General features: G+C 71.5%; 16 protein-coding genes. 8 read left to right on the forward strand and 8 right to left on the reverse strand.

The window, feature by feature from the left end; all coding sequences use genetic code 11:
• Window positions 1-300: 300 nt before the first annotated feature.
• The gene (locus ACFZBU_RS08530) at window positions 301-759 is read right to left on the reverse strand and encodes an RDD family protein (RefSeq protein ID WP_391582724.1); all 459 of its coding nucleotides are present in this window, start codon (window positions 757-759) and stop codon (window positions 301-303) included.
• Between the two features lie 245 nt (window positions 760-1004).
• Between ACFZBU_RS08530 and glnA the strand changes: the two genes are divergently transcribed.
• The 3 genes from glnA to ACFZBU_RS08545 all read left to right on the forward strand — a co-directional run bounded on the left by glnA (window position 1005) and on the right by ACFZBU_RS08545 (window position 5674).
• Window positions 1005-2414, forward strand: coding sequence for a type I glutamate--ammonia ligase (glnA, locus tag ACFZBU_RS08535; RefSeq protein WP_391582725.1), 1410 nt, complete (start codon window positions 1005-1007; stop codon window positions 2412-2414).
• Window positions 2415-2789: 375 nt separating this feature from the next.
• A complete protein-coding gene (locus tag ACFZBU_RS08540; protein ID WP_391582726.1) occupies window positions 2790-4247 on the forward strand; it encodes an MFS transporter in 1458 nt (485 codons plus the stop codon).
• Between the two features lie 497 nt (window positions 4248-4744).
• Entirely contained in the window at window positions 4745-5674 is a 930-nt protein-coding gene (locus ACFZBU_RS08545; protein ID WP_391582727.1) for a phosphatase PAP2 family protein, read from the forward strand.
• Here the strand turns inward: ACFZBU_RS08545 and ACFZBU_RS08550 are convergent.
• Window positions 5638-8655, reverse strand: coding sequence for a bifunctional [glutamine synthetase] adenylyltransferase/[glutamine synthetase]-adenylyl-L-tyrosine phosphorylase (locus ACFZBU_RS08550; protein WP_391582728.1), 3018 nt, complete (start codon window positions 8653-8655; stop codon window positions 5638-5640). The two genes, ACFZBU_RS08545 and ACFZBU_RS08550, sit on opposite strands and share 37 nt — an antisense overlap.
• A 242-nt stretch (window positions 8656-8897) precedes the next feature.
• Here ACFZBU_RS08550 and ACFZBU_RS08555 point away from each other — a divergent pair, with 242 nt between their 5' ends.
• Window positions 8898-9524: a TetR/AcrR family transcriptional regulator gene (locus ACFZBU_RS08555; RefSeq protein WP_391582729.1), complete on the forward strand. Its 627-nt coding sequence runs from the start codon at window positions 8898-8900 to the stop codon at window positions 9522-9524.
• A 90-nt stretch (window positions 9525-9614) separates the two neighbouring features.
• Here the strand turns inward: ACFZBU_RS08555 and ACFZBU_RS08560 are convergent, their stop codons facing one another.
• Window positions 9615-10976, reverse strand: coding sequence for a glutamine synthetase family protein (locus ACFZBU_RS08560; RefSeq protein WP_020553044.1), 1362 nt, complete (start codon window positions 10974-10976; stop codon window positions 9615-9617).
• 470 nt (window positions 10977-11446) lie between these two features.
• On the opposite strand from ACFZBU_RS08560, the gene ACFZBU_RS08565 reads away from it, so the two are divergent.
• Window positions 11447-13213, forward strand: coding sequence for an NAD+ synthase (locus tag ACFZBU_RS08565; RefSeq protein WP_391582730.1), 1767 nt, complete (start codon window positions 11447-11449; stop codon window positions 13211-13213).
• 112 nt (window positions 13214-13325) lie between these two features.
• Here ACFZBU_RS08565 and ACFZBU_RS08570 read toward each other — a convergent pair whose 3' ends face one another.
• The 3 genes from ACFZBU_RS08570 to ACFZBU_RS08580 form a co-directional block, all read right to left on the reverse strand.
• On the reverse strand, window positions 13326-14381 hold the full coding sequence (locus tag ACFZBU_RS08570) for an endonuclease/exonuclease/phosphatase family protein (RefSeq protein WP_391582731.1): 1056 nt from the start codon (window positions 14379-14381) through the stop codon (window positions 13326-13328).
• Between the two features lie 114 nt (window positions 14382-14495).
• Window positions 14496-15176 carry a TetR/AcrR family transcriptional regulator gene (locus tag ACFZBU_RS08575; protein WP_391582732.1) on the reverse strand — a complete coding sequence of 227 codons (681 nt, stop codon included), beginning with the start codon at window positions 15174-15176 and terminating at the stop codon, window positions 14496-14498.
• A 1-nt stretch (window position 15177) separates the two neighbouring features.
• Window positions 15178-16803, reverse strand: a complete 1626-nt coding sequence (locus ACFZBU_RS08580; protein WP_391582733.1) for an MFS transporter — start codon at window positions 16801-16803, stop codon at window positions 15178-15180.
• Window positions 16804-17010: 207 nt separating this feature from the next.
• On the opposite strand from ACFZBU_RS08580, the gene panB reads away from it, so the two are divergent.
• Both panB and ACFZBU_RS08590 read left to right on the forward strand, forming a co-directional pair.
• Complete coding sequence (panB, locus tag ACFZBU_RS08585) at window positions 17011-17892, forward strand: 3-methyl-2-oxobutanoate hydroxymethyltransferase (protein ID WP_391582734.1); 882 nt, start codon at window positions 17011-17013, stop codon at window positions 17890-17892.
• A 76-nt stretch (window positions 17893-17968) separates the two neighbouring features.
• On the forward strand, window positions 17969-18775 hold the full coding sequence (locus tag ACFZBU_RS08590) for a site-2 protease family protein (RefSeq protein ID WP_391582735.1): 807 nt from the start codon (window positions 17969-17971) through the stop codon (window positions 18773-18775).
• Here ACFZBU_RS08590 and ACFZBU_RS08595 read toward each other — a convergent pair.
• The gene (locus ACFZBU_RS08595) at window positions 18748-19953 is read right to left on the reverse strand and encodes an AI-2E family transporter (RefSeq protein ID WP_391582736.1); all 1206 of its coding nucleotides are present in this window, start codon (window positions 19951-19953) and stop codon (window positions 18748-18750) included. The two genes, ACFZBU_RS08590 and ACFZBU_RS08595, sit on opposite strands and share 28 nt — an antisense overlap.
• A gap of 142 nt (window positions 19954-20095) precedes the next feature.
• The gene (locus tag ACFZBU_RS08600) at window positions 20096-20293 is read right to left on the reverse strand and encodes a DUF3046 domain-containing protein (protein WP_360304842.1); all 198 of its coding nucleotides are present in this window, start codon (window positions 20291-20293) and stop codon (window positions 20096-20098) included.
• An 89-nt stretch (window positions 20294-20382) separates the two neighbouring features.
• On the opposite strand from ACFZBU_RS08600, the gene ACFZBU_RS08605 reads away from it, so the two are divergent.
• A complete protein-coding gene (locus ACFZBU_RS08605; protein ID WP_391582737.1) occupies window positions 20383-24987 on the forward strand; it encodes an ATP-dependent helicase in 4605 nt (1534 codons plus the stop codon).
• Window positions 24988-25210: the final 223 nt, after the last annotated feature.

A 25210-nucleotide genomic window follows, 5' to 3' on the forward strand; every position in this document is an offset into this window, starting at 1 on the left:
GCCGCGCGGGGGCCCCGCGGTGTTCTCCCCGCGCGGCCCCCCCCCCCCCCCCCCCCACCCCCACCCCCCCCCCCCCCCCCCCCCCCCCCCCCCGGGGGGGGCCCCCCCCCCCCGCCCCCCCGCCGCTCTTTCCGCTGTCCCGCCGTTTCCGCCGGCGTGCCGTTCCGCCGGCGTGCCTTGCCGCGGAGGTGCTTGTTGCGCAGGTCCTCGTTGCGGAGGGGTACTCGTTGGGCAGGTGCTTGCCGCGGAGGCGTCGCGCGGTGTCACGGGTCGTCGCGCCCGCTCCCGCCGTGTTACGAACTACGCACGCACCACCGCGGTGCCGACCGCCTTGTCGTGGAACCCGCGCCCGTCCCGGTCGTAGATCGCCGGCGGGATCACCAGGCACAGCAGGAACGTGCGCACCACGACCGCGAGCGGCAACAGCGTGTCGCGAGTGACCGAGACCACCCGGATGCCCATGATGCGCTTGCCGAAGGTCCAGCCGATCGTGCTCACCAGCAACAGGTTCTCGGCGGCGAACAGGGCGAGGGTGCCCCAGCTCGTCCCGGGGTCGTTGAGGTCGCCGCCGCCCAGGAAGGACAGCGCGATGACGTAGCAGATGCCCCAGTCGATGAGCAGGGCGATCAGCCTGCGCCCGGTCGGTGCCAACGAATTGGGCCCGTCCTCGGGCAGCCCGAGACGCTTGCCGCGGTAGCCGAAGTCTTCGCCCGCCGTCCCGGGGGCCTGGTTCCGCGATGCGGTCGTGTTCTCGTCCACCACTCCAAAGTAGACGAGCCGGGCCGATTCGCCCGCCCCGGGGTGCGCGTGGTCGGGTTGATCATGGGCATGCATCCAGGCAAGACGGGCTAGACCGTACGGGTGTGTGCGTAACATCCCGGAAACACGAGGGACACCGACGGGAAACCGCTCCCGCCTACCTTCGAGGCCTAGTGGCCACCGGGGAGGAGGCCGCTCCCCGCGAACGCAACTACCCGCGCCTGGCGCCGGGTCGAGGAGGATTGATGTTCAACAACGCCGAAGAGGTGTCGCGATACATCGCCGACAACGACGTCAAGTTCGTCGACGTCCGTTTTTGCGACCTGCCTGGCGTGATGCAGCACTTCACGGTCCCGGCGAAGACGTTCGACCCGACCGAGACGCTGGCATTCGACGGATCCTCGATCCGCGGCTTCCAGGCGATCCACGAGTCGGACATGGCGCTTCGCCCCGACCTGTCCACGGCGCGGCTCGACCCGTTCCGCAAGGACAAGACGCTCAACATCAACTTCTTCATCCACGACCCGCTGACGGATGAGGAGTACAGCCGCGACCCGCGCAACGTCGCGAAGAAGGCCGAGCGCTACCTCGCCGGCACCGGCATCGCCGACACGGCGTACTTCGGCCCCGAGGCCGAGTTCTACGTGTTCGACAGCGTGCGCTTCGCGACCGGCGCGAACGAGTCCTTCTACCACATCGACTCCGAGGCGGGCGCCTGGAACACCGGTGCGGAGGAGAACAACCGCGGCTACAAGGTCCGCTACAAGGGCGGCTACTTCCCGACCCCGCCGGTCGACCACTTCGCCGACCTGCGCGCGGAGATCTCCCTGGAGCTGGAGGCCGCGGGTCTGGAGATCGAGCGCCAGCACCACGAGGTGGGCACCGCCGGCCAGGCCGAGATCAACTACAAGTTCAACACGCTGCTGGCCGCGGCCGACGACCTGATGCTGTTCAAGTACATCGTCAAGAACGTCGCGTGGCGCAACGGCAAGACCGCGACCTTCATGCCGAAGCCGATCTTCGGTGACAACGGCTCGGGCATGCACTGCCACATGTCGCTGTGGACCGACGGCTCGCCGCTGTTCTACGACGAGCAGGGCTACGCGGGTCTGTCCGACACCGCCCGCTACTTCATCGGCGGCCTGCTCAAGCACGCCCCGTCGCTGCTCGCCTTCACCAACCCGACGGTCAACTCGTACCACCGTCTGGTCCCGGGCTTCGAGGCGCCGGTCAACCTGGTCTACTCGCAGCGCAACCGCTCGGCCTGCATCCGCATCCCGATCACGGGCAGCAACCCGAAGGCCAAGCGCGTCGAGTTCCGCGTCCCGGACCCGTCGGCCAACCCGTACCTGGCCTTCGCCGCCCAGCTGATGGCCGGCCTCGACGGCATCAAGAACAAGATCGAGCCGCTCGAGCCGGTCGACAAGGACCTGTACGAACTGGCCCCCGACGAGCACCAGGCCGTCCCCCAGGTCCCCGGCACCCTCGCCGAGGTCCTCGACGCCCTGGAAGCCGACCACGAGTACCTCCTCGAAGGCGGCGTGTTCACCCAGGACCTGATCGACACCTGGATCGAATACAAGCGCACCAAGGAAATCGACCCGGTCCGCCTGCGCCCCCACCCGCACGAGTTCGAGCTCTACTTCGACATTTAAGTCGAAGCACCGCCGACCTGCAGGTTTACCCTCCAGGCAGCCCGGGAGGGCGAGAGCGCTCCCCCGAAGGACAAGGCCGTCGACCGCTGCTTCCAGAGCGCGGTCGACGGCCTTCTTCGTGTGCGCCTCGCTCGTGGTTGCAGCCGGACGAGGTCGTACATCGGGCGCCGGCGTGATCGAAGCTGCGGTTGCCTGGTCCGGAACGGCCCTGCCCCCCGCATTCGGCGGGGGGCAGGGCCGATTTCGTTGCCACAACCGACCTAGCGGATACCCCCGTGAGGTATTTTTGCTCCCGACCCCTGGCGTGTCGATACCCCCCTAGGGTATGTTCCTGATCGCTCGATACCCCCCACGCGTATCTACGGAGTGATCACCATGTCCCAATCGCAGGCGGCACCCAACCCACGGCGCTGGTCGGCGCTCGCGCTGATCGCGCTTGCCCAGTTCATGGTCATCATGGACACGTCGATCATCGGCGTGGCGCTGCCCGAGATGCGTACCGATCTCGGCTTCTCACAGGAGAACCTGTCCTGGGTCTTCAACGCCTACGTGGTCGCCTTCGGCGGCCTGCTCCTGCTCGGCGGGCGGCTGTCCGACCTGTTCGGCGCCAAGCGCATGTTCAGCGCCGGCTGGGCCGTCCTGGGCGCCGGTTCACTCGCCGCCGGCCTCGCCGACGAGGTCTGGGTCGAACTCGCCGGTCGCGCCGTGCAGGGTGTCGGCGCCGCGCTCATCGCGCCCTCGGCCCTGACCCTGTTGATGATGCTCTTCGGCGGCAACCCCAAGGAGCTCACCAAGGCCTTCGCGCTGTACGGCGCGGCGGCCCCCGCCGGCGGTACGGCCGGCGTCTTCCTCGGCGGCCTGATCACCGAGTACGCCAGCTGGCCGTGGGTCTTCTACATCAACATCCCGGTCGCGATCCTGGCCCTCGTCGCCACCCCGGCGCTGATGCCCGACGCCCCCGCCCGCCGCGGCGGCATCGACATCCTCGGCGCGATCACCGTCACCGCCGGCCTCGGTACCGTCGTGTACGCCGTCGTCCGGGCCCCGGAGACCGGCTGGACCTCGGCCGAGACACTCCTCGTGCTCGCCGCCGGCATCGCGCTCACCGCCCTGTTCCTGCTGCTCCAGGGCAAGCGGGCCGAGCCGCTGATGCCGCTGCGCATCCTGCGTACGCCGGGCCTCGCCGGTGCCAACCTCGCCCAGCTGCTGATGGCGGGCGCCTGGATCCCGATGTGGTTCTTCCTCAACCTCTACCTTCAGCAGGTCCTCGGCCTGGGCGCCTTCGCCTCCGGCTCCGCGCTGCTGCCGATGACCGTCGCCATCATGGTGATGATGATCGTGCTCGCTCCGCGGCTGATCGCCCGCTTCGGCCCGGCCCCGCTCGTGGTCGCCGGTCTCGCCGCGCTCGCCGGTGGCATGTTGTGGCTGTCCTTCGTCCGCGCCGACGGCAACTACTGGGTCGACGTCCTGCCCGCGTCCCTGCTCGCCGCCGCCGGCATGGCCCTCGCCTTCATCCCCTCCCTCGGCACGGCCATCTCCAGCGCCCGTCCCGAGGAGGGCGGCCTCGCCTCCGGCATCGTCAACACCAGCTACCAGATCGGCTCCGCGCTCGGCCTGGCCGCCATGACCGCCGTCGCCGCCGCACACGGCGCCCGGGAGGTCGGCAACCCCGCCGCCCTCACCGACGGCTTCTCGGCGGCCTTCCTCGGCGCCGCCGCGATCGCCGCCGCCGGCGCCCTGATCGCCGCCGCCACCCTGCGCAAGCCGGCGCCCACCGCAGCCGCACCGGCCGCCTCCGCCGACGACTCCCCCGAGCCCCTCTCGACCCACTGACCACGCCCCGGCCCGATGACCCCGGCCGAGGCCACCGACCCCACCGGAACCGAAGACGGCACCGAAACCGAAAACGACACCGAACCGAGATCGACACCCGACCCGAGGCCGACACCCGAGCCGCAGACGACACCCGAAGCGACGACAACACCAGAATCGCCAACCACACCCGAAGCGACGACAACACGCCGAGCGCCGCCCTCCACACCCCCGGAGGGCGGCGCTCGCACATCCGCCCCGCCTCGCGATCGCGAGACCCAGCCGCCATCCCCGGGCGCCCCACAGGGCACGAGACCCCACCCCGGCACCCCGTGCACCATCCGACGAGAAGTCCGATTCCTCCCCCCGGAGAAGGAGAAGATCACCCTTGGATGGCCCTACAGGGTGATCGGCGAAAGCACGGGCTCTGGCAGACTTGACCCATGGGGGGCATTCCGAGCCGAGAGACCATGCCGCCGTCGGGGCGACGGGTGACCGACGAAGCCGGACGGACAACCATGCAGTCAATCCCCACGAAGGCCCATCCGCGGTCTCGATTGCGTGCCTATCTGAGCACGCCGCGTCGGCCTCGATTCGTGGTCGAACTCGCGTTGATCGCGTTGAGTTACTGGGTCTACTCACTCATCCGCAACGCGGTGCCCGAGCGGGAGCATCTCGCCGTGGACCGCGCCAGGCAACTGCTCGATCTCGAACATGCGCTGCACATCGACATCGAACACAGCGTCAACCACGCCGTCAACGGCGTCACATGGTTGATCGTGTCGATGAACTACTACTACGCGACGCTGCACTTCGTGGTGACCATCGGCGTCCTGGTGTGGCTCTTCCACCGGCATCCGGGCCGCTACCGAGCCGTGCGCACGGTGCTGTTCCTGACCACCGGCGTGGCGCTGTTCGGATACTTCTTCTTCGCCCTGGCCCCACCGCGGCTGCTGCCGGGCGCGGGCTACATCGACACCGTCCTGGTCCACCACACGTGGGGCTCGATGGCATCCGGGGACATGAAGAACGTCTCCAACCAGTACGCCGCGATGCCGTCGATGCACATCGGCTGGTCGACGTGGTGCGCGATGGCGATCGTGATGTTCGCCCGGCCGATGTGGGTCAAGGTGCTCGGGGTGCTGTACCCGATCGCGACCCTGTTCGTGATCGTGGCGACCGGCAACCACTTCGTGCTCGACGCGGTCGGCGGCTGGATCACCCTCGCCGTGGCCTTCGGCCTGCAGTGCCTGCTCAACGGGCGCTCCGCGTACCGCTTCCCGCAGTACCCGCCGGACGATCCGCGCGCGGCTCCCGAGCCCGGTGGTCGACCCGCCGAGCCCGAGCGCGCGCATGCGGGTGTGGGCGGCCCGGGCGCGCCGCCCGACGACGACGCACGGCGCGAGCAGCCTCAGCGCGAGCCCGTCGAAGTCTCGTCCTCGCCGTAGAACACCCGCTCCACCACGACCCGGGCGAGCCGGGTCACCCGGCGGTACTCCTCGATCAGGCTGCCGGTCTCGTCCGACGGGTGGCCGAGCAGCCGGGCCACCCCGCCCAGCTCGCGCACATCGGTCGGGAAGCTGTCCGAGGACCGGCCGCGCACGATCATCACCGCGTTGCGCACCCGGGTGGCCCCGACCCACGCGTCGTCCAGGATTTGTGCGTCGTGTCCGTCGAGCAGTCCCGCGTCCCGGGCCGCCGCGAGGCCCTGCCGGGTGCCGGTCACCCGCAACGCGGGCACGGCGTGCGCGTGCCGCAGTTGCAACAACTGGACCACCCATTCCACGTCGGCCAACCCGCCGCGCCCGAGCTTGGTGTGCGTGGTCGGGTCGGCGCCGCGGGGCAGCCGCTCGGACTCGATCCGGGCCTTCATCCGGCGGATCTCGCGCACCTGGGCGTCGTCGATCCCGCCCCACGGGTGCCGCAGCGGATCGACCATGGTCAGGAACCGCCGACCCAGGTCGGCGTCCCCTGAGGTGAAGTCGGCGCGCAGCAGCGCCTGGCTCTCCCACAGCTTGGACCAGCGCTCGTAGTACGCCCGGTAGGACGCCAACGTGCGTACCAGCGGGCCCTGTCGCCCCTCGGGCCGCAGGTCGGCATCGATCAACAGCGGCGGGTCCGTGGAAGGGATCTGCAACAGCCGGCTCACCTCGTGGCACACGCCGTGTGCGGCCCTGGTCGCGGCTTCCTCCTGCGCGCCCTCGATCGGTTCGTGTACGAACATCACGTCCGCGTCGCTGCCGTAGCCCTGCTCGTAGCCGCCGAACCGGCCCATCGCGATGATCGCGATCCGGGTCGGGATCGGCCCCATCGTGCGCTCGCACGCGTCTATCGCGGCTTGGAGCGCACCGGTCAGCGTCGCCGCGTTGACATCGGTGAGCGCCTTGCCGATGGCGTCCACGTCCAGCCGGCCCAGCACGTCGGCCGCGACGATCCGGAACAACTCGCGGCGACGCACGCTGCGCGCCGCCTGCACCGCGCTCTCCGGCCCCGGCGCACGTCCCACCGCGGCCAGGATCTCGGTCTCCAGTGCCGCCCGCGAGCGCGGCCGCAGCCCGTCCACGTCGCCGAGTATCGCCACCGCCTCGGGCGCCCGCAGCAGCAGATCCGGCGCCAGCCGCCCGGACGCGAGCACCCGGGCCATGTACTCGGCCGCCGCGCCCGACGAACCCGCCCCGGAGTCGCGGAGCAGCCGCAGGTACCAGTGCGTGTTGCCGAGCGCGTCGGAGACCTGTCGAAAGGCGAGCAGCCCGGCATCGGGATCCGCCGAGTCGGCGAACCAGCTCAGCATCACCGGCAGCAGCGTGCGCTGGATCGAGGCGCGCCGGCTGACCCCGGACGCGAGCGCCTCCAGGTGGCGCAGCGCGGCGGCCGGGTCGGCGTACCCCAGGGCCTCGAAGCGGGCCCGTGCGGCCTCCGGGGTCAGCCGCTGCTCGCCCGCCTTGAGCCGGGCGACCGCGTCCAGGAGCGGCCGGTAGAACAACTTCTCGTGCAGTCGGCGGACCTCCACCGTCTGCTGCTTCCAGGCCTTCTCCAACTCGCCCACCGGGTTGGCGCGCATGCCCATCGAGCGGCCGATCCGGCGCAGTTCGCCCGGGTCGGTCGGCATCAGGTGGGTGCGGCGCAGCCGGAAGAGCTGGATCCGGTGCTCCAGCGTGCGCAGGAAGCGGTACGCGGCGTCCAGCGCGGCACCGTCGTCGCGGCCCACGTAGCCGGCCGCGGACAGCGCGGCGAGCGCGTCCAGGGTGGCGCCGCAGCGCAGCGCCGGATCGGACTTGCCGTGCACCAGCTGGAGGAGTTGGACCGCGAATTCGATGTCGCGCAGGCCGCCGGGTCCGAGCTTGACCTCGCGTTCCACCTCGCGTGCGGGGATGCTGTCCACGACGCGGCGGCGCATCGCCTGCACGTCGGCGACGAAGTTCTCCCGGCGGGCGGCGGTCCACACCAGTGGGGACACGCTGTCCAGGTACTTGCGGCCCAGCGCCGCGTCGCCGGCCACCGGGCGGGCCTTGAGCAGGGCCTGGAACTCCCAGGTCTTGGCCCAGCGTTCGTAGTAGGCGAGGTGGCTGGCCAGGGTGCGGGTGAGCGGGCCGTTGCGGCCTTCCGGGCGCAGGTTGGCGTCCACCTCCCAGATCGAGCCCTCGATCGTGGTCGCCGAGCAGGCCCGCATCAGCGCGCCGGCCAGCCGGTTGGCGGCGGCGACCGCGACGCCCTCGGGCACGCCGGGGGGCGCCTCGGCGACGAAGACCACGTCCACGTCGCTGATGTAGTTGAGTTCGCGTCCGCCGCACTTGCCCATGCCGATCACCGCGAGCCGGCACTGCTCGGCCTCGACCGGGTGTTCGCGCCGGACCAGGTCGAGCGCGGCGTCCAGGGTGGCGCCGGCCAGGTCGGCGAGTTCGGTGGCCACGGTCGGCTCGTCGGCGCTGCCGCACACGTCGCGGGCGGCGATCGAGAGCAGGCAGCGCCGGTAGCCGATCCGCAGCGCGTCCAGGGCCGGGTCGCCGCGCAGGCCGGCGGTGGCGGTGGTGAGCACGGCGTGGAAGTAGGCCGGTGTGGGCCGGGCGTCCTGCACGTCGTAGGTGACCAGGGTGCGCCAGTCGTCGGGGTGGCGCGCGAGGTGGTCGCCCAGGGCCGCGCTCACGCCCAGGACGCCCAGTATCCGGTCCCGGAACGGCTTCGCCGAGGCGAGTGTGGACAGCAGGACGGAGCGGTCGGCGGCGGCCTCGGCGAGCCGGACCAGGCCGAGCAGCGCGAGGTCGGGGTCGGCGGTGGCGGCGAGCGCGTCCAGGAAGAGCGAGTCGTCCCCGGCGCCGAGCAGTGCCGGGTCGCGCAGGTGGCGCGCGGCGGCCGCGATGTCGGTGAAGCCGAGCCGGACCAGGCGCCCGTCGGTGGCCGCCGGTTCGCGAGGCTGATCCACAGAGGTCACCGGCCGAGCGTATCCGGTCAAACGGCTGATCGATCAAGAACGGAACTGGGAATGTGGACGCGCCGCACGGGGCTCGCCGAGCCCCCCGACCGCGGCGAACTCGAATGCGGCGCGCCCTTGCCCGGTGGCGGACGACGATTCCACTCTGCGAGCCGTCCGTCCCACGGCCCGAAGAGGCCTCCGTAGCAACGAGCCGCCATACGCCACCGTACGGAACGTCACCCTACGTTAGCGTAGGTGCCATGCGCAACGGTGTTCCCTCGGAGAGGGTTCAATCAGACGACGAACCGGAACGGCCCGCTCGCCCCGGCCGCCGCACCCTCAGCCGAGAGGACTGGGCTCGGGCCGCCCTGGAGGCGATGCGAGAGGGCGGCCTGGGCGCGGTCGCGGTGGAACCCCTCGCGGAGAGCCTCGGCACCACCAAGGGCAGCTTCTACTGGCACTTCAAGGATCGCGACTCGCTCATCCAGGCCGCTCTGGAGCGCTGGATGGCCGAGTCCGAGGAACTGATGGCCGCGGCCGAACGCATCGAGGATCCGGCGGAGCGCGGCCGTCGGCTCACCGAGTACGCGTTCACCGCACCCAGTGGTGCGGACATCACCACCACGCTGCTGATCCACGCCCAACACCCGGTGGTGGGCCCGATCCTGGAGCAGGTCACCCGCCGCCGCCTGGAGTTCGGCGCCCGCCTCACCGAGGAACTCGGCCTGCCCGCCGACGCCGCCTACCGGCACGCGCTGACCGCGCTGACGATGACCGTCGGCATCGCGTTGATCCGCCGGGGTGCGCCGCAACTGCTGCCCCAGGGCGAGGACAAGGACGCCTACGTCCGCTACATCCTGGAACTGCTCGGCCCGCCGATGACGTGAGCACCCGCGCGCTGCCCGACGACGAACGGCCCGACCCCACGCCGGGGTCGGGCCGTTCGCGTCGCGCTCGCCCGCGGGCGACGGGTGCGCTCAGAGCACCGGCAGGTACCGCTTCAGCTCGAAGGGGGTCACCTGCTGGCGGTACTCCTCCCACTCGTGCCGCTTGTTGCGCAGGAAGAACTCGAAGACGTGCTCACCGAGGATCTCCGGCAGCAGTTCGCTGCGCTCCATCAGCGCGATCGCCTCGGCCAGGTTCTGCGGCAGCGGTGCGATGCCCAGTGCGCGGCGCTCGGCGTCGGTCAGCGCCCACACGTCGTCCTCGGCGCCGGCGGGCAGTTCGTAGCCCTCCTCGACGCCCTTGAGCCCGGCGCCGAGCAGCACGGCGTAGGCCAGGTAGGGGTTGCACGCCGAGTCGATCTGGCGCACCTCGATCCGGGTGGACTGCCCCTTGGTGGGCTTGTACATCGGCACCCGCACCAGCGCGGAGCGGTTGTTGTGCCCCCAGCAGATGTACGAGGGTGCCTCGCCGCCCATGCCCGCGGTGCGCGCCGACGCACCCCACAGCCGCTTGTACGAGTTGACCCACTGGTTCGTGATCGCGGCCATCTCGCCCGCGTGCATGAGCAGGCCCGCGATGAACGAGCGGCCGACCTTGGAGAGCTGGTACTCGGCGCCGGCCTCGTAGAAGGCGTTGCGATCGCCCTCGAACAGGGACAGGTGCGTGTGCATGCCCGAGCCCGGGTGTTCGGAGAACGGCTTGGGCATGAAGGACGCGTGCACGCCCTGCTCCAGCGCGACCTCCTTGACCACCAGGCGGAAGGTCATGATGTTGTCCGCCGTGCTCAGCGCGTCCGCGTAGCGCAGGTCGATCTCCTGCTGGCCCGGCGCACCCTCGTGATGGCTGAACTCGACCGAGATGCCCATGTTCTCGAGCATCGTGATCGCCTGTCGGCGGAAGTCCTGGCCGACCGGCTGCGGAGTGTGGTCGAAGTAGCCGCTGTGGTCCACCGGGGTCGGCGGGCGCCCGTCGACCGGCTTCTCCTTGAACAGGAAGAACTCGATCTCGGGGTGCGTGTAGAAGGTGAAGCCCTTCTCCGACGCCCGCTCCAGGGTGCGCTTGAGCACGTAGCGCGGGTCCGCGAAGGACGGCGAGCCGTCGGGCATCAGGATGTCGCAGAACATCCGCGCGGTACCGGGCGCCTCGGCCCGCCACGGCAGAATCTGGAACGTGGCCGGATCCGGCTTCGCCAACATGTCGGATTCGTGCACGCGGGCGAATCCCTCGATCGCCGAGCCGTCGAACCCGATGCCTTCCGCGAAGGCCTGTTCCAGCTCGGCCGGAGCCACCGCGACCGACTTCAGGAAGCCGAGCACATCGGTGAACCACAGCCGCACGAACCGGATGTCGCGCTCCTCCAGGGTGCGGAGCACGAACTCCTGCTGCTTATCCATAATTCCCTATCCTTGCAGGTCGGACGGCCTGTGAGCGATCGGCAGGGGCACTGCGGGGCACACGAGTATCCCGCTTCAGGGTTTCGGGCACATTACGTACCCTTTGCGTTGCACTCCTGCTCGCACACGGGTACCGCCGTGCTCGCGTGACTCCCGTGGTCCTGTACCCCGAGAACCGCTCCATGGGCGACCTGCGGGATACCTTTTCGCGCGGCGTCGCACCCTCCGGGGATCCCGTCGGGCGAGCCGTCGGGGCCCGGTGGTGAACTGTGCCCAGGGTATCGCCCGAGTGCTTTGCCGCCGAGCCCCGGGCCTGCTCGAACAAACGGCTTTCGCCCGCCGTTCGCCTGCGGTTTTCCGGCCGGCCGAGCAGCCGCCATCGCATCCGGGACGGGGTCCGCACGGCGCGCCGTCGACACCCGCCCCACTATTCGTCACTTTGACGCCAAGGGTCGGGTACATTGAGTCGGGTGACCCGGATTCGCATCGCCCTCAGCCAGATCGACCCCACGGTCGGCGATCTCCACGGCAACGCAGAACTGATCCTCGGCCGCACCCGGCAGGCCGCCGACCGCGGCGCGTCGCTCGTGGCGTTCCCGGAGATGGCGCTCACCGGTTACCCCGTCGAGGATCTGGCCCTGCGGTCGTCCTTCGTCGAGGCCTCCCGACTCGCGGTGGAGGCGCTCGCGGCCCGGCTGGCCGCCGAGGGGCTGGGCGAGATCGCGGTCGTGGTGGGCCATCTGGACCGGTGCGCGGTGTCCACGCCCCGGCTGGGCCGCCCGGCCGGGGCCCCGCAGAACGCGGTCGCGGTGCTGCACGGCGGCCGGATCGTGGCCCGCTCGGCCAAGCACCACCTGCCCAACTACGGCGTCTTCGACGAGTACCGCTACTTCGTCCCGGGCGATGGACTCCTGGTCACCCGGATCGGCGGGGTCGACATCGCGATCGCGGTCTGCGAGGACCTGTGGCAGGAGGGCGGCCCGGTGGCCGCCGCACGCGCCGCGCGGGTCGGCCTGCTGCTGTCGATCAACGCGTCGCCGTACGAGGCCAGCAAGGACGACTCGCGCCTGGAACTGGTCCGCCGCCGCGCCCGCGAGGCCGATTGCACCCTCGCCTACGTCAATGCCTTCGGCGGTCAGGACGAACTCGTCTTCGACGGCGACTCGCTGATCGTGGACGCCGAGGGACGGGTGCTCTCGCGCGGCGCGCAGTTCCGCGAGGAACTGCTGATCGCCGACCTGGACCTGCCCGAGCGCACCGTCGACGACAGCGTGTACAGCGGCGGCGACGTGGTGGCCGACGGCCTGACCATCCGGCAGGTGATCGTCACCGAGCACGCCGCGCCGGTGCCCGCACCCGCGGCCGAGCCCTCGATCGCACCCGCCCTGTCGGACGACGCGGAGATCTACGGCGCGCTGGTCCTGGGGCTGCGCGACTACGTGGTCAAGAACGGCTTCGGTTCGGTGCTGCTGGGCCTGTCCGGCGGGATCGACTCGGCCCTGGTCGCGGCGATCGCGGCGGACGCGGTGGGTGGCGCGAACGTGTACGGCATCTCGATGCCGAGCAGTTACTCCTCCGAACACTCCAAGGACGACGCGGCCGACACCGCCGAGCGGATCGGGCTGAATTACCGCCAGGTGCCGATCGCGCCGATGGTGGACGCCTACCTGGGCGCGCTCGCACTGACCGGCCTGGCCGAGGAGAACCTCCAGGCCCGAGTGCGCGGCACCACCTTGATGGGCCTGTCCAACCAGGAGGGCCATCTGGTCCTGGCCACCGGCAACAAGAGCGAGCTGGCCTGCGGATACTCCACGCTCTACGGCGACGCGGTGGGGGGGTTCGCGCCGATCAAGGACGTACCCAAGACCGTGGTGTGGCGGCTGGCGCGCTGGCGCAACGCGGAGGCCGAGCGGCGCGGCGAGGTGGCGCCCATCCCGGTCAACTCGATCACCAAGCCGCCGAGCGCCGAGCTGCGCCCGGGCCAGGTCGACGCCGACTCGCTGCCGCCGTACGACCTGCTCGACGACATCCTGGACGACTACGTCGAGCGCGACATCGGGCGCGACGCGATCGTGGCCGCAGGCTTCGAGCCGGCGATGGTGGACCGCATCCTCCACCTGGTGGACACCGCCGAGTACAAGCGTCGGCAGTACCCGCCGGGTACCAAGATCTCGCTCAAGGCATTCGGCCGGGACCGGCGGCTGCCGATCACCAACCGGTGGCGCGAGAGCGGCTGAACGCGCGCCCGCACATCCACCCGAGGGCGCACGAACACGCGCGGGCGGGCACGAGGCGACAAGGGCACGCGAAGGGGCCCGACCGATCCGGTCGGGCCCCTCGCGTTTCGGTTCAGCGCAGTCGCAGATCCGCCAGGACGGGCATGTGGTCGCTCGGCGTGCTGCCCAGCACCCGGGCATCCGCGGCGGCCATCCCGCGGTACATGATGTGGTCGATCGCGGCCATCGGGAACGACTCGGGCCAGGTGAAGCCCATCCCGGTGCCCGCCGCGTCCTGCGCGTCCCGCAGGTATCCGGTGATCGGCTGCAGCGCGCGATCGTCGGTGGTCCCGTTCAGGTCGCCGGCCAGCACCACGTGCGGCGCCGTCTCGACCGCGAGCGACCGGGCCAGTGCGCCGATCGTACGGTTGCGGTCGCCGACCGTGAAGCCGCTCGGGCCGAAGCGCACCGACGCCAGGTGCACGGCGTAGAACGCGACGTCGCCCTTGGGCGTCTTGATCATCGTGCGCAGCGCGCGGGTGAAGCCCATCCCGACGTCGACCGCCTCGGCCTTGTCCATCGGGAAGCCCGCCGTGGTCCACACCGCGACCGTGCCCTCGTGCTGCACGTTCGGGTACCGGTCCTTGAGCACCGCGTTGTACAGCTTCCAGGCGCCCTCGGGCAGTTCCTCCAGCGCGATCACATCCGCGTTCGCGCCCAGCAGCGAGCGGGCGGTGCCGGCCGGGTCCGGGTTGCCCGCGTTCACGTTGAGGCTGACCACCCGCAGGTCGTGCGGGCCGCCGCCGCGGCCGGGCAGGAAGAATCCGCCGAACATGGTCACCCAGACCAGGATCGGCAACATGGTCGCGGCGACCGCGGTCCACGAGCGACGGATCGCCGCGCAGACCAGCAGCACCGGGACGACCAGACCGGCCCAGGGCAGGAAGGTCTCCACGAAGCTGCCCCAGTTGCCCGGCGTGTTGGGCACCAGCCGGTGGAACGCGAGCGGGAGGGTGGCCAGCACCGCGAACACCGCGATCACCCGGCCGCGCCGCCACGGCGGGGTGCGCCAGATACGGACCGCATCCTCGCGGATTCGCTGCCACGACCATCGTGACCCGCGCCGCGGACTCCCGTCGCCGGCCGGTTGCGGCTCGGCTCCGGTGTCCGTCGTGGTGGGCCACGTCATGCTGCCTCCTGAAGTCCCGGGTTCGCGTCCCGGATGTGTCCGCGTCAACGTACGAACAAAACGTCGCCTACGTCGAAACGGACGCCGGAAAGCGGCCGATAGGTTCCCTATGGCTCAGGAGCGAGCACGAATCCCGCCGAGCAGCGCATCCGCGATCTGCCCCGGCAGCTCCGGCTCCAGACTTGCGTTCTCCCGTACGAGCTTGCGTACCAGTATGGGGCCGGTGACCAGGTCCATCAGGACCTCCATCGGCAGGTCGGCACGCAGTTCGCCGGAATCCACCCCGCGTTGCAGCAGGCCGCGCAGAATCGCCCGGCGCTTCTCCACGACCACCTCGTGATAGCGCCGGTGCAGTTCGGGATGGCTGCGCATCTCGCCCGTGAGCATCCCCATCAGCCCGTCGCCGCGCTTGTCGACGGCCTGGAGACGCATGTGCTCCAGGACCAGGACCAGATCCTCGCGCAGCGATCGGCCCTTGAGCACCGCCGGCATCGCCTCGGCCGCCTCCACGGCCGCGACGATCAGCGCCTCCTTGCCGGGCCAGCGGCGGTAGATGGTGGCCTTGCCCACCCCCGCCTCCTGGGCCACCGCCTCGACGGAGATGGCGGCGATGCTGCGGTGTTCGTCGAGCAGGCGCAGCGTCGCGTCCAGGATTGCCCGTTCGGCCTCCTCGCTGCGCGGCCGGCCCCGGCGCGGCTTGTCCACCGCGCCGGGGGCGGCCACCGGGTCGACCGGGGGTTCGGCCGTGGGGTCGACCGGGGGTACGGCCGCTGATGCGGATGTCGCAGGCTGCATGTCAGACCTTCGCGGAGCGCTGTTCCTCGGCGGACGGCTCGACTGCGCCCGCCCGGGGGGCAGTCTGCCCGGCCTCGGGGCGCGGCATCCACAGGAACACCACGACCGCACCGATCAGCCCCACCACGGCGGATCCGATCGAGGCCGCGTGCATGGCGTCGATGAAACCGTCCTTGGCCGGGTCCACGAGCGCCGCGCCCTCGTCGCCGAGTCGGCCGGCCACCGCGAGCGTCGCCTCGACCGAGTCGCCGGCCGGGCCCTTGGGCACGTTCGGCGGGAGCTTGTCCAGGTCGCCGGAGATCCGGTCCCGGTAGACCGAGGACAACACCGAGCCCAGGATCGCCACGCCGAGCGCGCCGCCGACCTGGCGCACGGTGTTGCTGACCGCGGAGCCGGCGCCGGCCTTCTCGCGCGGCAGCGAGGACATGATCGAGTTGGTGGCCGGCGGCATCACGTGCGCCATGCCGGCGCCCTGGAAGAAGAACACCACGCACAGGATCCAGATCGGCGAGGTGCGGTCCATCGCCAGGAAGGCCAGGAAGCTCAGGCCGACCACGAGCATGCCGCCGGTGGTGACCGCGCGCACGCCGAACCGCTTGACCATCCCCGAGCTGCGCGCCGAGAACATCAGCTGCGCGACCGCCAGCGGGAGCAGCAGCAGACCGGTCTGCAGCGGGGTGTAGCCGCGCACGCTCTGCAGGTAGAAGGCCATGAAGAAGGTCACGCCCATGAGCGCGAAGAACACCAGGCCGATCGCGCCGGCCGCGGCGGAGAAGGCCGGATCGCGGAAGAACTTGACGTCCAGGGCGGGGTGGTCGCTGCGCTTTTCGAACCACACGAAGAAGCCGAGGATCAGCAGGCCGAGCACGATGGTGCCGATCACCTCCACGCTGCCCCAGCCTGCGTCGCCGCCGCGGATGATGCCGTAGACCAGCGAGACCAGACCCGCGATGGACAGCGCGACCCCGATCGGGTCGAGTCGGCCGGGCTTGGGGTCGCGCGAGTCCGGCACCAGGAGCAGCATCGCCACGATGCCGACCAGCACGATCGGGACGTTGATCAGGAAGACCGAGCCCCACCAGAAGTGGTCGAGCAGCGCGCCGCCGGTGATCGGGCCGATCGCGATCGCCAGGCCCACCGCGCCGGACCAGATGCCGATCGCCTTGGGCCGCTCGTGCGGCTCGAACACGTTGCTGATGATGGACAGGGTGGCCGGCATCACGAAGGCGCCGCCGAAGCCCATCACCGCGCGGGCGGCGATCAGTTGCCCGGGGCTTTGCGAGTAGGCGGAGAGCAGCGACGCGAGGCCGAAGATCACCATGCCGAACAGCAGGGTGCGCTTGCGACCGAAGCGGTCGCCCAGGATGCCGGCGGTGAACAGCAGGCCGGCGAACACGAGGGTGTAGGAGTTGATCGCCCACTGGAGTTCGCTCTGGGTGGCGCCCAGGCCCTTCTCCGGATCGGCGATCGTCTTGATGGCGACGTTGAGGATCGAGTTGTCGAGGACGACGACCAGCAGGCTGATCACCAGCACGCCGAGGATGGCCCAGCGGCGGCGATGTATGTGCTCGTCGACCGTGCGCGCGGTGGGAACGTTCGCTGAAGTCACGGGTGAAGCTCGATTCATCGGACACGTGAGACTTGTTCTGGTTGCCTCACAGGCTAGGGGCAATTTACGAAACGAGACCGTCTCGTATTGCAAAGCCTCGGCAAATGCCGGCCCGGGCGATCACTCGGAATCCGGCGTCCGACTCCCCTGTTGTCCTGTAACGGCGCGTGTCACCATGGCGTTGTCCGGGGACGCCGTCCGAGCGCCTCGAGTCGGGAGAACACCATGTCCAGCAACAATTCCCCGCAGTCGGCAGCCACTTCGACCGACGGTCCGGGACTGACCCTGTACGGCGGCGAGGGCACCGGGCGCCGGGTCACCGTGCGCGACCTCGCCCGCGCGAAGCGGGCCGGCGAGCGCTGGCCGATGCTCACCGCGTACGACGCGACGATCGCCTCGGTATTCGACGACGCGGGCATCCCGGTGCTCCTGGTCGGCGACTCCGCGGGCAACAACCATCTCGGCTACGAGAACACCGTGCCGGTCACCCTGGACCAGCTGGTGATGCTCACCGGCGCGGTCGTGCGCGGCACCAAGCGTGCGCTGATCGTGGCCGACCTGCCGTTCGGTTCGTATCAGGAATCACCCGAGCAGGCCCTGCGCAACGGCGTGCGGCTGCTCAAGGAGGCCGGCGCGGGCGCGGTCAAGCTCGAAGGCGGACAACGCTCGGCGCGTCAGGTCGAGGCGCTGGTCGCCGCGGGCGTACCGGTGATGGCCCACCTCGGGCTCACCCCGCAGTCGGTGCACGCCTTCGGTGGCTACCGGGTACAGGGCCGGGACGCGGAGAGCGCCGAGCAGTTGATCGCGGACGCCAAGACGATGCAGGCCGCGGGCGCGTTCGCGGTGGTCCTGGAGTGTGTGCCGGAGGAACTGGCCGCGCGCGTGACCGACCTGCTGGAGATACCCACCGTCGGCATCGGCGCGGGCGTGCGGTGTGACGCCCAGGTGCTGGTGTGGACCGACATGGCCGGCATGACCACCGGTCACACGGCCAAGTTCGTCAAGCAGTACGTCGACCTGCGCGGCGCTCTCGGCGATGCGGCCAAGGCGTTCGCGGGCGAAGTGGTCGGCGGCGTCTACCCGGGCCCGGAGCACACGTTCCACTGAGTGCCCGGACCGCGTGCCCGGACGGGGCCGTACGATCGAACGGCCGTACGGCCCCATCCCGCACCTGGAGCAGTTCGTGACGCACCCCTACGGAGATTACGGCCGCAGCCCCGCGGCCGGCTCGCTGCGCCACGTGCGGCCGAGCCCGATCTTCCTCGCGATCGTCGCGGTCTGCGCCGCGTCGACCTGGTACACGTGGCACGACGACGGCAGCTCGGAGGCGGCCACCCGGACCGGGGTCTTCCTGCTGGTGATGTCGGGCTGGCTGGTGTCGTTGTGCCTGCACGAGTTCGCGCACGCGTTCGCCGCGCTGCGCTCGGGCGACGACAGCGTGGTGGGCAAGGGCTACCTGACCCTGGATCCGCTCAAGTACAGCGACCCGCTGCTGTCCTTCATCCTGCCCACGATCTTCGTACTGCTCGGCGGCATCCCGCTCAGCGGCGGCGCGGTCTACCTGGACCGCTCCGCGATCCGCGGCCGGGTCCGCAACAGCCTGGTGTCCGCGGTGGGGCCGCTGACCAACGCGGTGCTGGCGATCGCCCTCGCCCTGTTGCTGTCCTCCGGCGCGGTGGACGGCGCGAGCCCCACCTTCACCGCCGCGTTCTCGTTCCTGATCCAGCTCCAGGTGATCGCCGCGGTGCTCAACCTGCTGCCGGTGCCCGGCCTGGACGGCTACGGGGTGATCGAGCCCTGGCTGCCGTACGACTTCCGCCGGGCGATCGCGCCGTACGCGCCCTACGCGATCCTGTTCCTGTTCGCGCTGCTGTGGTCGCCGTCGGTCAACGGCTGGTTCTACGACGTGATCGACCACATCACCGACGCGCTGGACGTGTCGCCGTTCCTGGCGAGCGACGGCTACCGGTTGTTCCGCTTCTGGTCCTGAGGGTCGGCGCGGCGCCGCCCGTCCCGGGCGCGCCGCCACATCCGGGTGAGCGGGCCCGGGCGGCGCCGGGGTCGGGTCTCGTCCGGCGTCAGGCGGTGCTCGGGGATCTCGTAGCGCTGCAGATAGCTGCCCACGAAGGCCTGGCCGGTGGCCGCGATCGGGATCGCGATCAGCGCGCCCACCGCGCCCAGCAGCGCGGCGCCGGCGATCACCGCGCCGAACGCGAGCGCCGGGTGGATCTCCACCGTGCGCGCGGTGACCCGCGGAAGCAGCAGGTAGTTCTCGAACTGCTGGTAGGCGGTGGCGAACAGCACCACCCACACCGCGGTCAACGGGCTCACCGTCATCGCGATCAGCGCGGGCAACACGATCGCGATGTAGGTGCCCACGGTCGGCACGAACTGCGAGATCAGCCCGACCCACAGCGCGAGCGGGACGGCGTACGGCAGGTCGAGCACCAGGAACGCGACATAGTGCGCGAGCGCCGAGATCAGCGCGAGCGCGGCGCGCGAGTACAGATACCCGCCGGTCTTGTCGATCGCGATCTCCCACCCGCGCAGCACCTCGGCCTGCCGCTCGGGCGGCAGCAGCGAGCACACCGCGCGGCGCATCCGCGGGCCCTCGGCGGTGAAGTAGAAGGTGAACAGCGCGATGGTGAACAACTCGAACAGGCCGGCCACGATCTTGGCGGACAGGCCGAGCGCGTTGTTCGCCACCCGCTCGGCGTAGTTCTGGACGGTGCCCGAGTCCTTGAAGATGTCGCCCTGGATCTTCTCCACCGTCAGGTCGGTGTCGAACGTGCGGTTCACCCACCCGACCAGGTCGTCCAGGTAGTCGGGCAGGTGGTGCGCGAACGCGACCACCTGGTCCACCAGCAGCGAGCCCACCACCGCCAGGAAACCGGCGCAGGCCAGGAAGACCACCACGAACGCGATGCCGGTGGCCACCCCGCGCCGCATGCCGCGCCGGGCCAACCGGTCCACGGCCGGCTCGAAGGCCAGGGCGAGGAAGAACGCGAGCAGCAGGTCGATCAGCAGCGAGCGAAGGTGCGCCAGCGTCCAGCCGAGCAGCCGGAAGCCCGCGATCATCGCCAGGATCACGAACACGGCCCGCGGCAACCACGACGGCATCCGTTCGCGCGAGGCGTCCTGCGCGGCGGGCGTGTCGGGTGTGGTCACATGGGCTCCCTGTGCTCTCCCGCACCACGTGTCGCGATGCGTGTGAATGACAGAAAGAGACTAGAGCGTCACGCTGTGTCCGCCCGGTATGCCGCCGAGCATGCCCGGGTATTGCCCGGTGTTGCCTGGGAGGGGTCCGGGGTCAGGCCCGTTTGGTCGTCGGCAGGTCCATCGAGACGCACACCCCGCGCCAGACGTCCTTGGCCTCGATGCCCGCGGCCAACGCCTCGTGCACGGTCCGCCCGCCCAGCTCGGACATCACGTGGTCACGGGCGAAGGACTCGGCGTACGAGTCGCCGAAGTGGGCGCGCATGCGTCGCCAGAAGTCGGTGAGTCCCATGCGACCAGTATCCCGGTAGCGCCGACTCCCGCGGTCGCCCGCTCGTCGCGCGACGCGGATGTCGGAGCCACGCGGCACCATGGGGAGTTATGCCACATGACGACCCCGCTTCGGTCCTGGCCGGTTTCTCTCCCGCCACCCGGGAGTGGTTCACCGGCGCCTTCCACGCGCCGACCCGGGCCCAGGAGGGCGCCTGGCGCGCCATCGCCGAGGGCAAGGACGCGCTGGTGGTCGCGCCGACGGGGTCCGGCAAGACGCTCGCGGCGTTCCTGTCCGCGCTGGACCGGCTCGCCGCCGAGCCGGTGCCGGCCGACCCGCGCCGGCGTTGTCGGGTGTTGTACATCTCGCCGCTCAAGGCACTCGCGGTCGACGTCGAGCGCAACCTGCGCAGCCCGCTCACCGGCATCCGGCAGGCGTCCGTGCGCCTGGGCCTGCCCGAGCCCGAGGTCACCGTGGGCGTACGCTCCGGCGACACCCCGGCCGCCGATCGACGCCGCTTCGCCACGAAGCCGCCGGACATCCTGATCACCACGCCCGAGTCGCTGTTCCTGATCCTCACCTCGCAGGCCCGCGAGGCGCTGCGCGGGGTGGACACGGTGATCGTGGACGAGGTGCACGCGGTCGCCGGCACCAAGCGCGGCGCGCACCTGGCGCTGAGCCTGGAGCGACTGGACGAACTCCTGGAGCGCCCCGCGCGCCGGATCGGCCTGTCCGCGACCGTGCGCCCGGTCGAGGAGGTGGCCCGCTGGATGCGCTCGACCGGCGACGTGCACGTGGTCCAGCCGCCGGCCACCAAGACCTTCGAGCTCTCGGTCGTGGTCCCGGTCGAGGACATGGGCGAACTCGGCTCCGGCAGCGGCGACTTCGACGAGGCCGGCAACGAGCGCAAGACGTCGGTGTGGCCGCACGTCGAGGAACGCATCGTCGACCTGATCCAGGCGCACCGCTCGACCATCGTGTTCGCCAACTCGCGCCGCCTGGCCGAGCGACTGTGCGGCCGACTGAACGAGATCGCCTACGAGCGGGCCACCGGCGAGGAGCTGCCCAAGGACTCCTCGCCGGCCGAGCTGATGGCGCAGGCGGGCAGCAATCGGGGCGCGCCCGCGCTGCTCGCGCGCGCCCACCACGGCTCGGTGTCCAAGGAGCAGCGGTCCCAGGTGGAGGAGGACCTCAAGGCGGGCCGGCTGCCCGCCGTGGTGGCCACCTCCAGCCTGGAGCTGGGCATCGACATGGGCGCGGTGGACCTGGTCGTCCAGGTCGAGTCGCCGCCCTCGGTGGCCTCCGGCCTGCAACGGGTGGGCCGGGCCGGGCACCAGGTCGGCGCGATCTCGCGGGGCGTGATCTTCCCCAAGTTCCGCGGCGACCTGGTGCAGACCGCGGTGGTCACCGAGCGCATGCGCGAGGGCGCGATCGAGTCGGTGCGCGGGCCGCGCAACCCGCTGGACGTGCTCGCCCAGCAGATCGTCTCGATGGTGTCGGTCGAGGACCGCGACGTGGACGCGCTGCTCGCGCTGATCCGCCGGGCCGCGCCGTTCAGCGCGCTGCCCGCGTCGGCCTACGAGGCGACCCTGGACATGCTCGCCGGCCGCTACCCCTCGGACGCGTTCGCCGAGCTGCGCCCGCGGATCGTGTGGGACCGGGTCGGCGGCGTGCTCTCCGCCCGCCCGGGCGCCCAGCGGCTCGCGGTCACCTCCGGCGGCACCATCCCCGACCGCGGCCTGTTCGGCGTGTTCCTGGTCGCCGGCGACGCGAAGTCGCGGGTCGGCGAGTTGGACGAGGAGATGGTCTACGAGTCCAGGGTGGGCGACGTGTTCACGCTGGGCACCTCGTCGTGGCGGATCGAGGACATCACCCACGACAAGGTGCTGGTCTCGCCCGCCCCCGGGGTGCCGGGCAAGCTGCCGTTCTGGCACGGCGACGCGCTGGGGCGGCCGGTGGAACTGGGCCGCGCGCTCGGCGCCTTCGTGCGCGAGGTGGGCGCGCTGCCGGCGGAGCGGGCGCGCGAGCGGGTGGCCGCCGCGGGCCTGGATCCATGGGCGGTGGACAACCTGCTCGGCTACCTGGGCGAGCAGCGCGAGGCCTGCGGCCACATCCCGGACGACCGCACGATCGTGGTCGAGCGCTTCCGCGACGAGCTGGGCGACTGGCGGGTCGTGGTGCACTCGCCGTTCGGCGCCCAGGTGCACGCGCCGTGGGCGCTGGCCATCTCGGCCCGACTGCGCGAGCGCACCGGTCTGGACGTGCAGACCATGCACGGCGACGACGGCATCGTGCTGCGGCTGCCGGATTCGGGCGACCCCTTCGGCGAAATGCCCGACGACCTCGCGGCCGGTGCGCTGCCGTCGGACTTCGCGGTGTTCGAGGAGGCCGAGGTGGAGCCGCTGGTGACCGCCGAGGTGGGCGGCTCGGCGCTGTTCGCGTCCCGCTTCCGCGAGTGTGCGGCCCGGGCGCTGCTGCTGCCGCGCCGGATGCCGGGCCGCCGCACGCCGCTGTGGCAGCAGCGTCAGCGTTCGGCCCAGCTGCTCGCGGTGGCCAGTGAGTACGGCTCGTTCCCGATCGTCCTGGAGACGATGCGCGAGTGCCTCCAGGACGTGTTCGACGTGCCCGGTCTGACCGGCCTGATGCGCGACATCGCCACCCGCGCGGTGCGCATCGTCGAGGTCACCACGACCGAGCCGTCGCCGTTCGCCCGCTCGCTGCTGTTCGGCTACGTCGCGCAGTTCATGTACGAGGGCGACTCGCCGCTCGCCGAACGGCGTGCGGCGGCGCTGGCGCTGGACTCGCGGCTGTTGGCCGAGCTGCTCGGCCAGGCCGAGCTGCGCGAACTGCTCGACCCGGAGGTGCTGGCGCGCACCGAGGCCGAGTTGCAGCGGCTCGCCGAGGACCGCCGGGTGCGCGACGCGGAGGGGGTCGCCGACCTGCTGCGCCTGCTCGGGCCGCTGACCACGGCCGAGGTCGCGGCGCGCGCCACGGAGGCGTTCGAGGCCGGGTGGCTGACCGGCCTGGAAAACTCCCGCCGGGTGATCCGGGTGCGGATCGCGGGCGAGGAGCGCTGGGCGGGCATCGAGGACGCCGGCCGGCTGCGCGACGCGCTGGGCACTCCCCTGCCGGTCGGCGTGCCCGAGGCGTTCACCGAGCCGGTCAAGGATCCGCTGGGCGACCTGCTGGCCCGGCACGCGCGCACGCACGGGCCGTTCCGGGCGGGCGAGGCCGCCGCCCGCTTCGGCTTGGGGGTCGCGGTGACCACGGGCACGCTGGAGCGACTGGCCGCGGGCGGGCAGGTGGTCTCCGGCGAGTTCCGCCCGGGCGGCTCCGGCCTGGAGTGGTGCGGCGCGGAGGTGCTGCGGATGTTGCGCCGGCGCTCGCTGGCGGCGCTGCGGCACGAGGTGGAGCCGGTGCCGCCGGTCGCGCTGGCCCGGTTCCTGACCGTGTGGCAGGGCGTGGGTGCGAGCGGGGTCCGCGGCCCGGACGGTCTGATCCGGGTGATCGAGCAGCTCCAGGGCGCGAGCGTGCCGGCCTCCGCACTGGAGAAGCTGGTGCTGCCCTCGCGGGTGATCGACTACCACCCCGCGATGCTGGACGAGCTGTGTGCGGCCGGCGAGGTGGTGTGGGCCGGGCACGGCGCGCTGCCGGGCAAGGACGGTTGGCTCTCGCTCTACCTCGCGGACGCCGCGCCCTATCTGCTCCCGCCGCCGGTTCCGCTGGAGACCACGTCGCTGCACAGCGCGATCCTGGCCGCGCTGACGGGCGGCTACGCGCTGTTCTTCCGGCAGCTGACCGAGCGGCTGGATCTGCCGACGCCGGCGTCCGAGGCGGCGATCGCCGAGGCGCTGTGGGACCTGGTGTGGTCCGGGCGGGTCACCGGCGACACGCTGACCCCGCTGCGCGCGCTGCTCGGCTCGGGACGCACGTCCGGCTCGACCGCGCACCGGGCCCGGCGGGCGACCCCGCGCGGGCGGTACGCGGGGCTGAGCCGGGGACGGCCGGTGGCGCCCGTTCGCGGCGGGCCGCCGACCGTGGCCGGCCGCTGGTCGCTGGCGCCCGCGCCCGAGCCCGATCCGACCCGGCGGGCGCACGCGCTGGCCGAGACGCTCCTGGACCGGCACGGCGTGGTCACCCGCGGCGCGGTGGTCGCCGAGGGCAGCCCCGGCGGCTTCGCCGCCGCCTACAAGGTGCTGAGCGTGTTCGAGGACGGCGGCCGGGTCCGCCGGGGCTACTTCGTCGAGGGCCTGGGCGCCGCCCAGTTCGCCGCCGACGGCGCGGTGGACCGGCTGCGTGCGTTGCAGGGTGCGAGCGAGCGCCGTGAGCCGCACGAGTTGCCCGGCGCGGTGGTGCTGGCCGCCGCCGACCCGGCCAACCCGTACGGCGCCGCGCTGGCCTGGCCGGACCGGCCCGGGGAGGCCGCGGGCGGGCACCGGCCGGGCCGCAAGGCCGGTGCGTTGGTGATCCTGCTCGACGGCGAGCCGATCCTGTACATCGAGCGCGGCGGCCGCACGCTGTTGTCCTGGACCGACGACCCGGACCGGGTCGGCCCGGCGGCCGAGGCGCTGGCCGCCGCGGTGCGCGCGGGCGCGCTGGGCAAGTTGACGGTGGAGAAGGCCGACGGCGCCGAGGTGTTGACCTCTTCGCTGGGCAAGGCCCTGGAGGCCGCCGGATTCCACGCCACGCCAAAGGGGCTGCGCCTCCGAGGGTGACACCGTTTCGTTACACGAGCGCCCGGTCCGCGAAACACCCCGGTCATGTACGTCGCGCAGGATCGTGGTCACGGAAGGCGACGCCGGGAGTGATCCCGGCGGAGTCGACCGGCACCATCCGCCCGTGGCGACCCTGCACGCGTCACGGTCGGACGTACACGGATCCGGCGTCGCGAACGTGTTCCTGGCCGCGCGCTCGCGACGTCGGTCCCTGTACCGCTGT

The organism is Embleya sp. NPDC008237 (assembly GCF_042956465.1).
Lineage (GTDB): Bacteria > Actinomycetota > Actinomycetes > Streptomycetales > Streptomycetaceae > Embleya.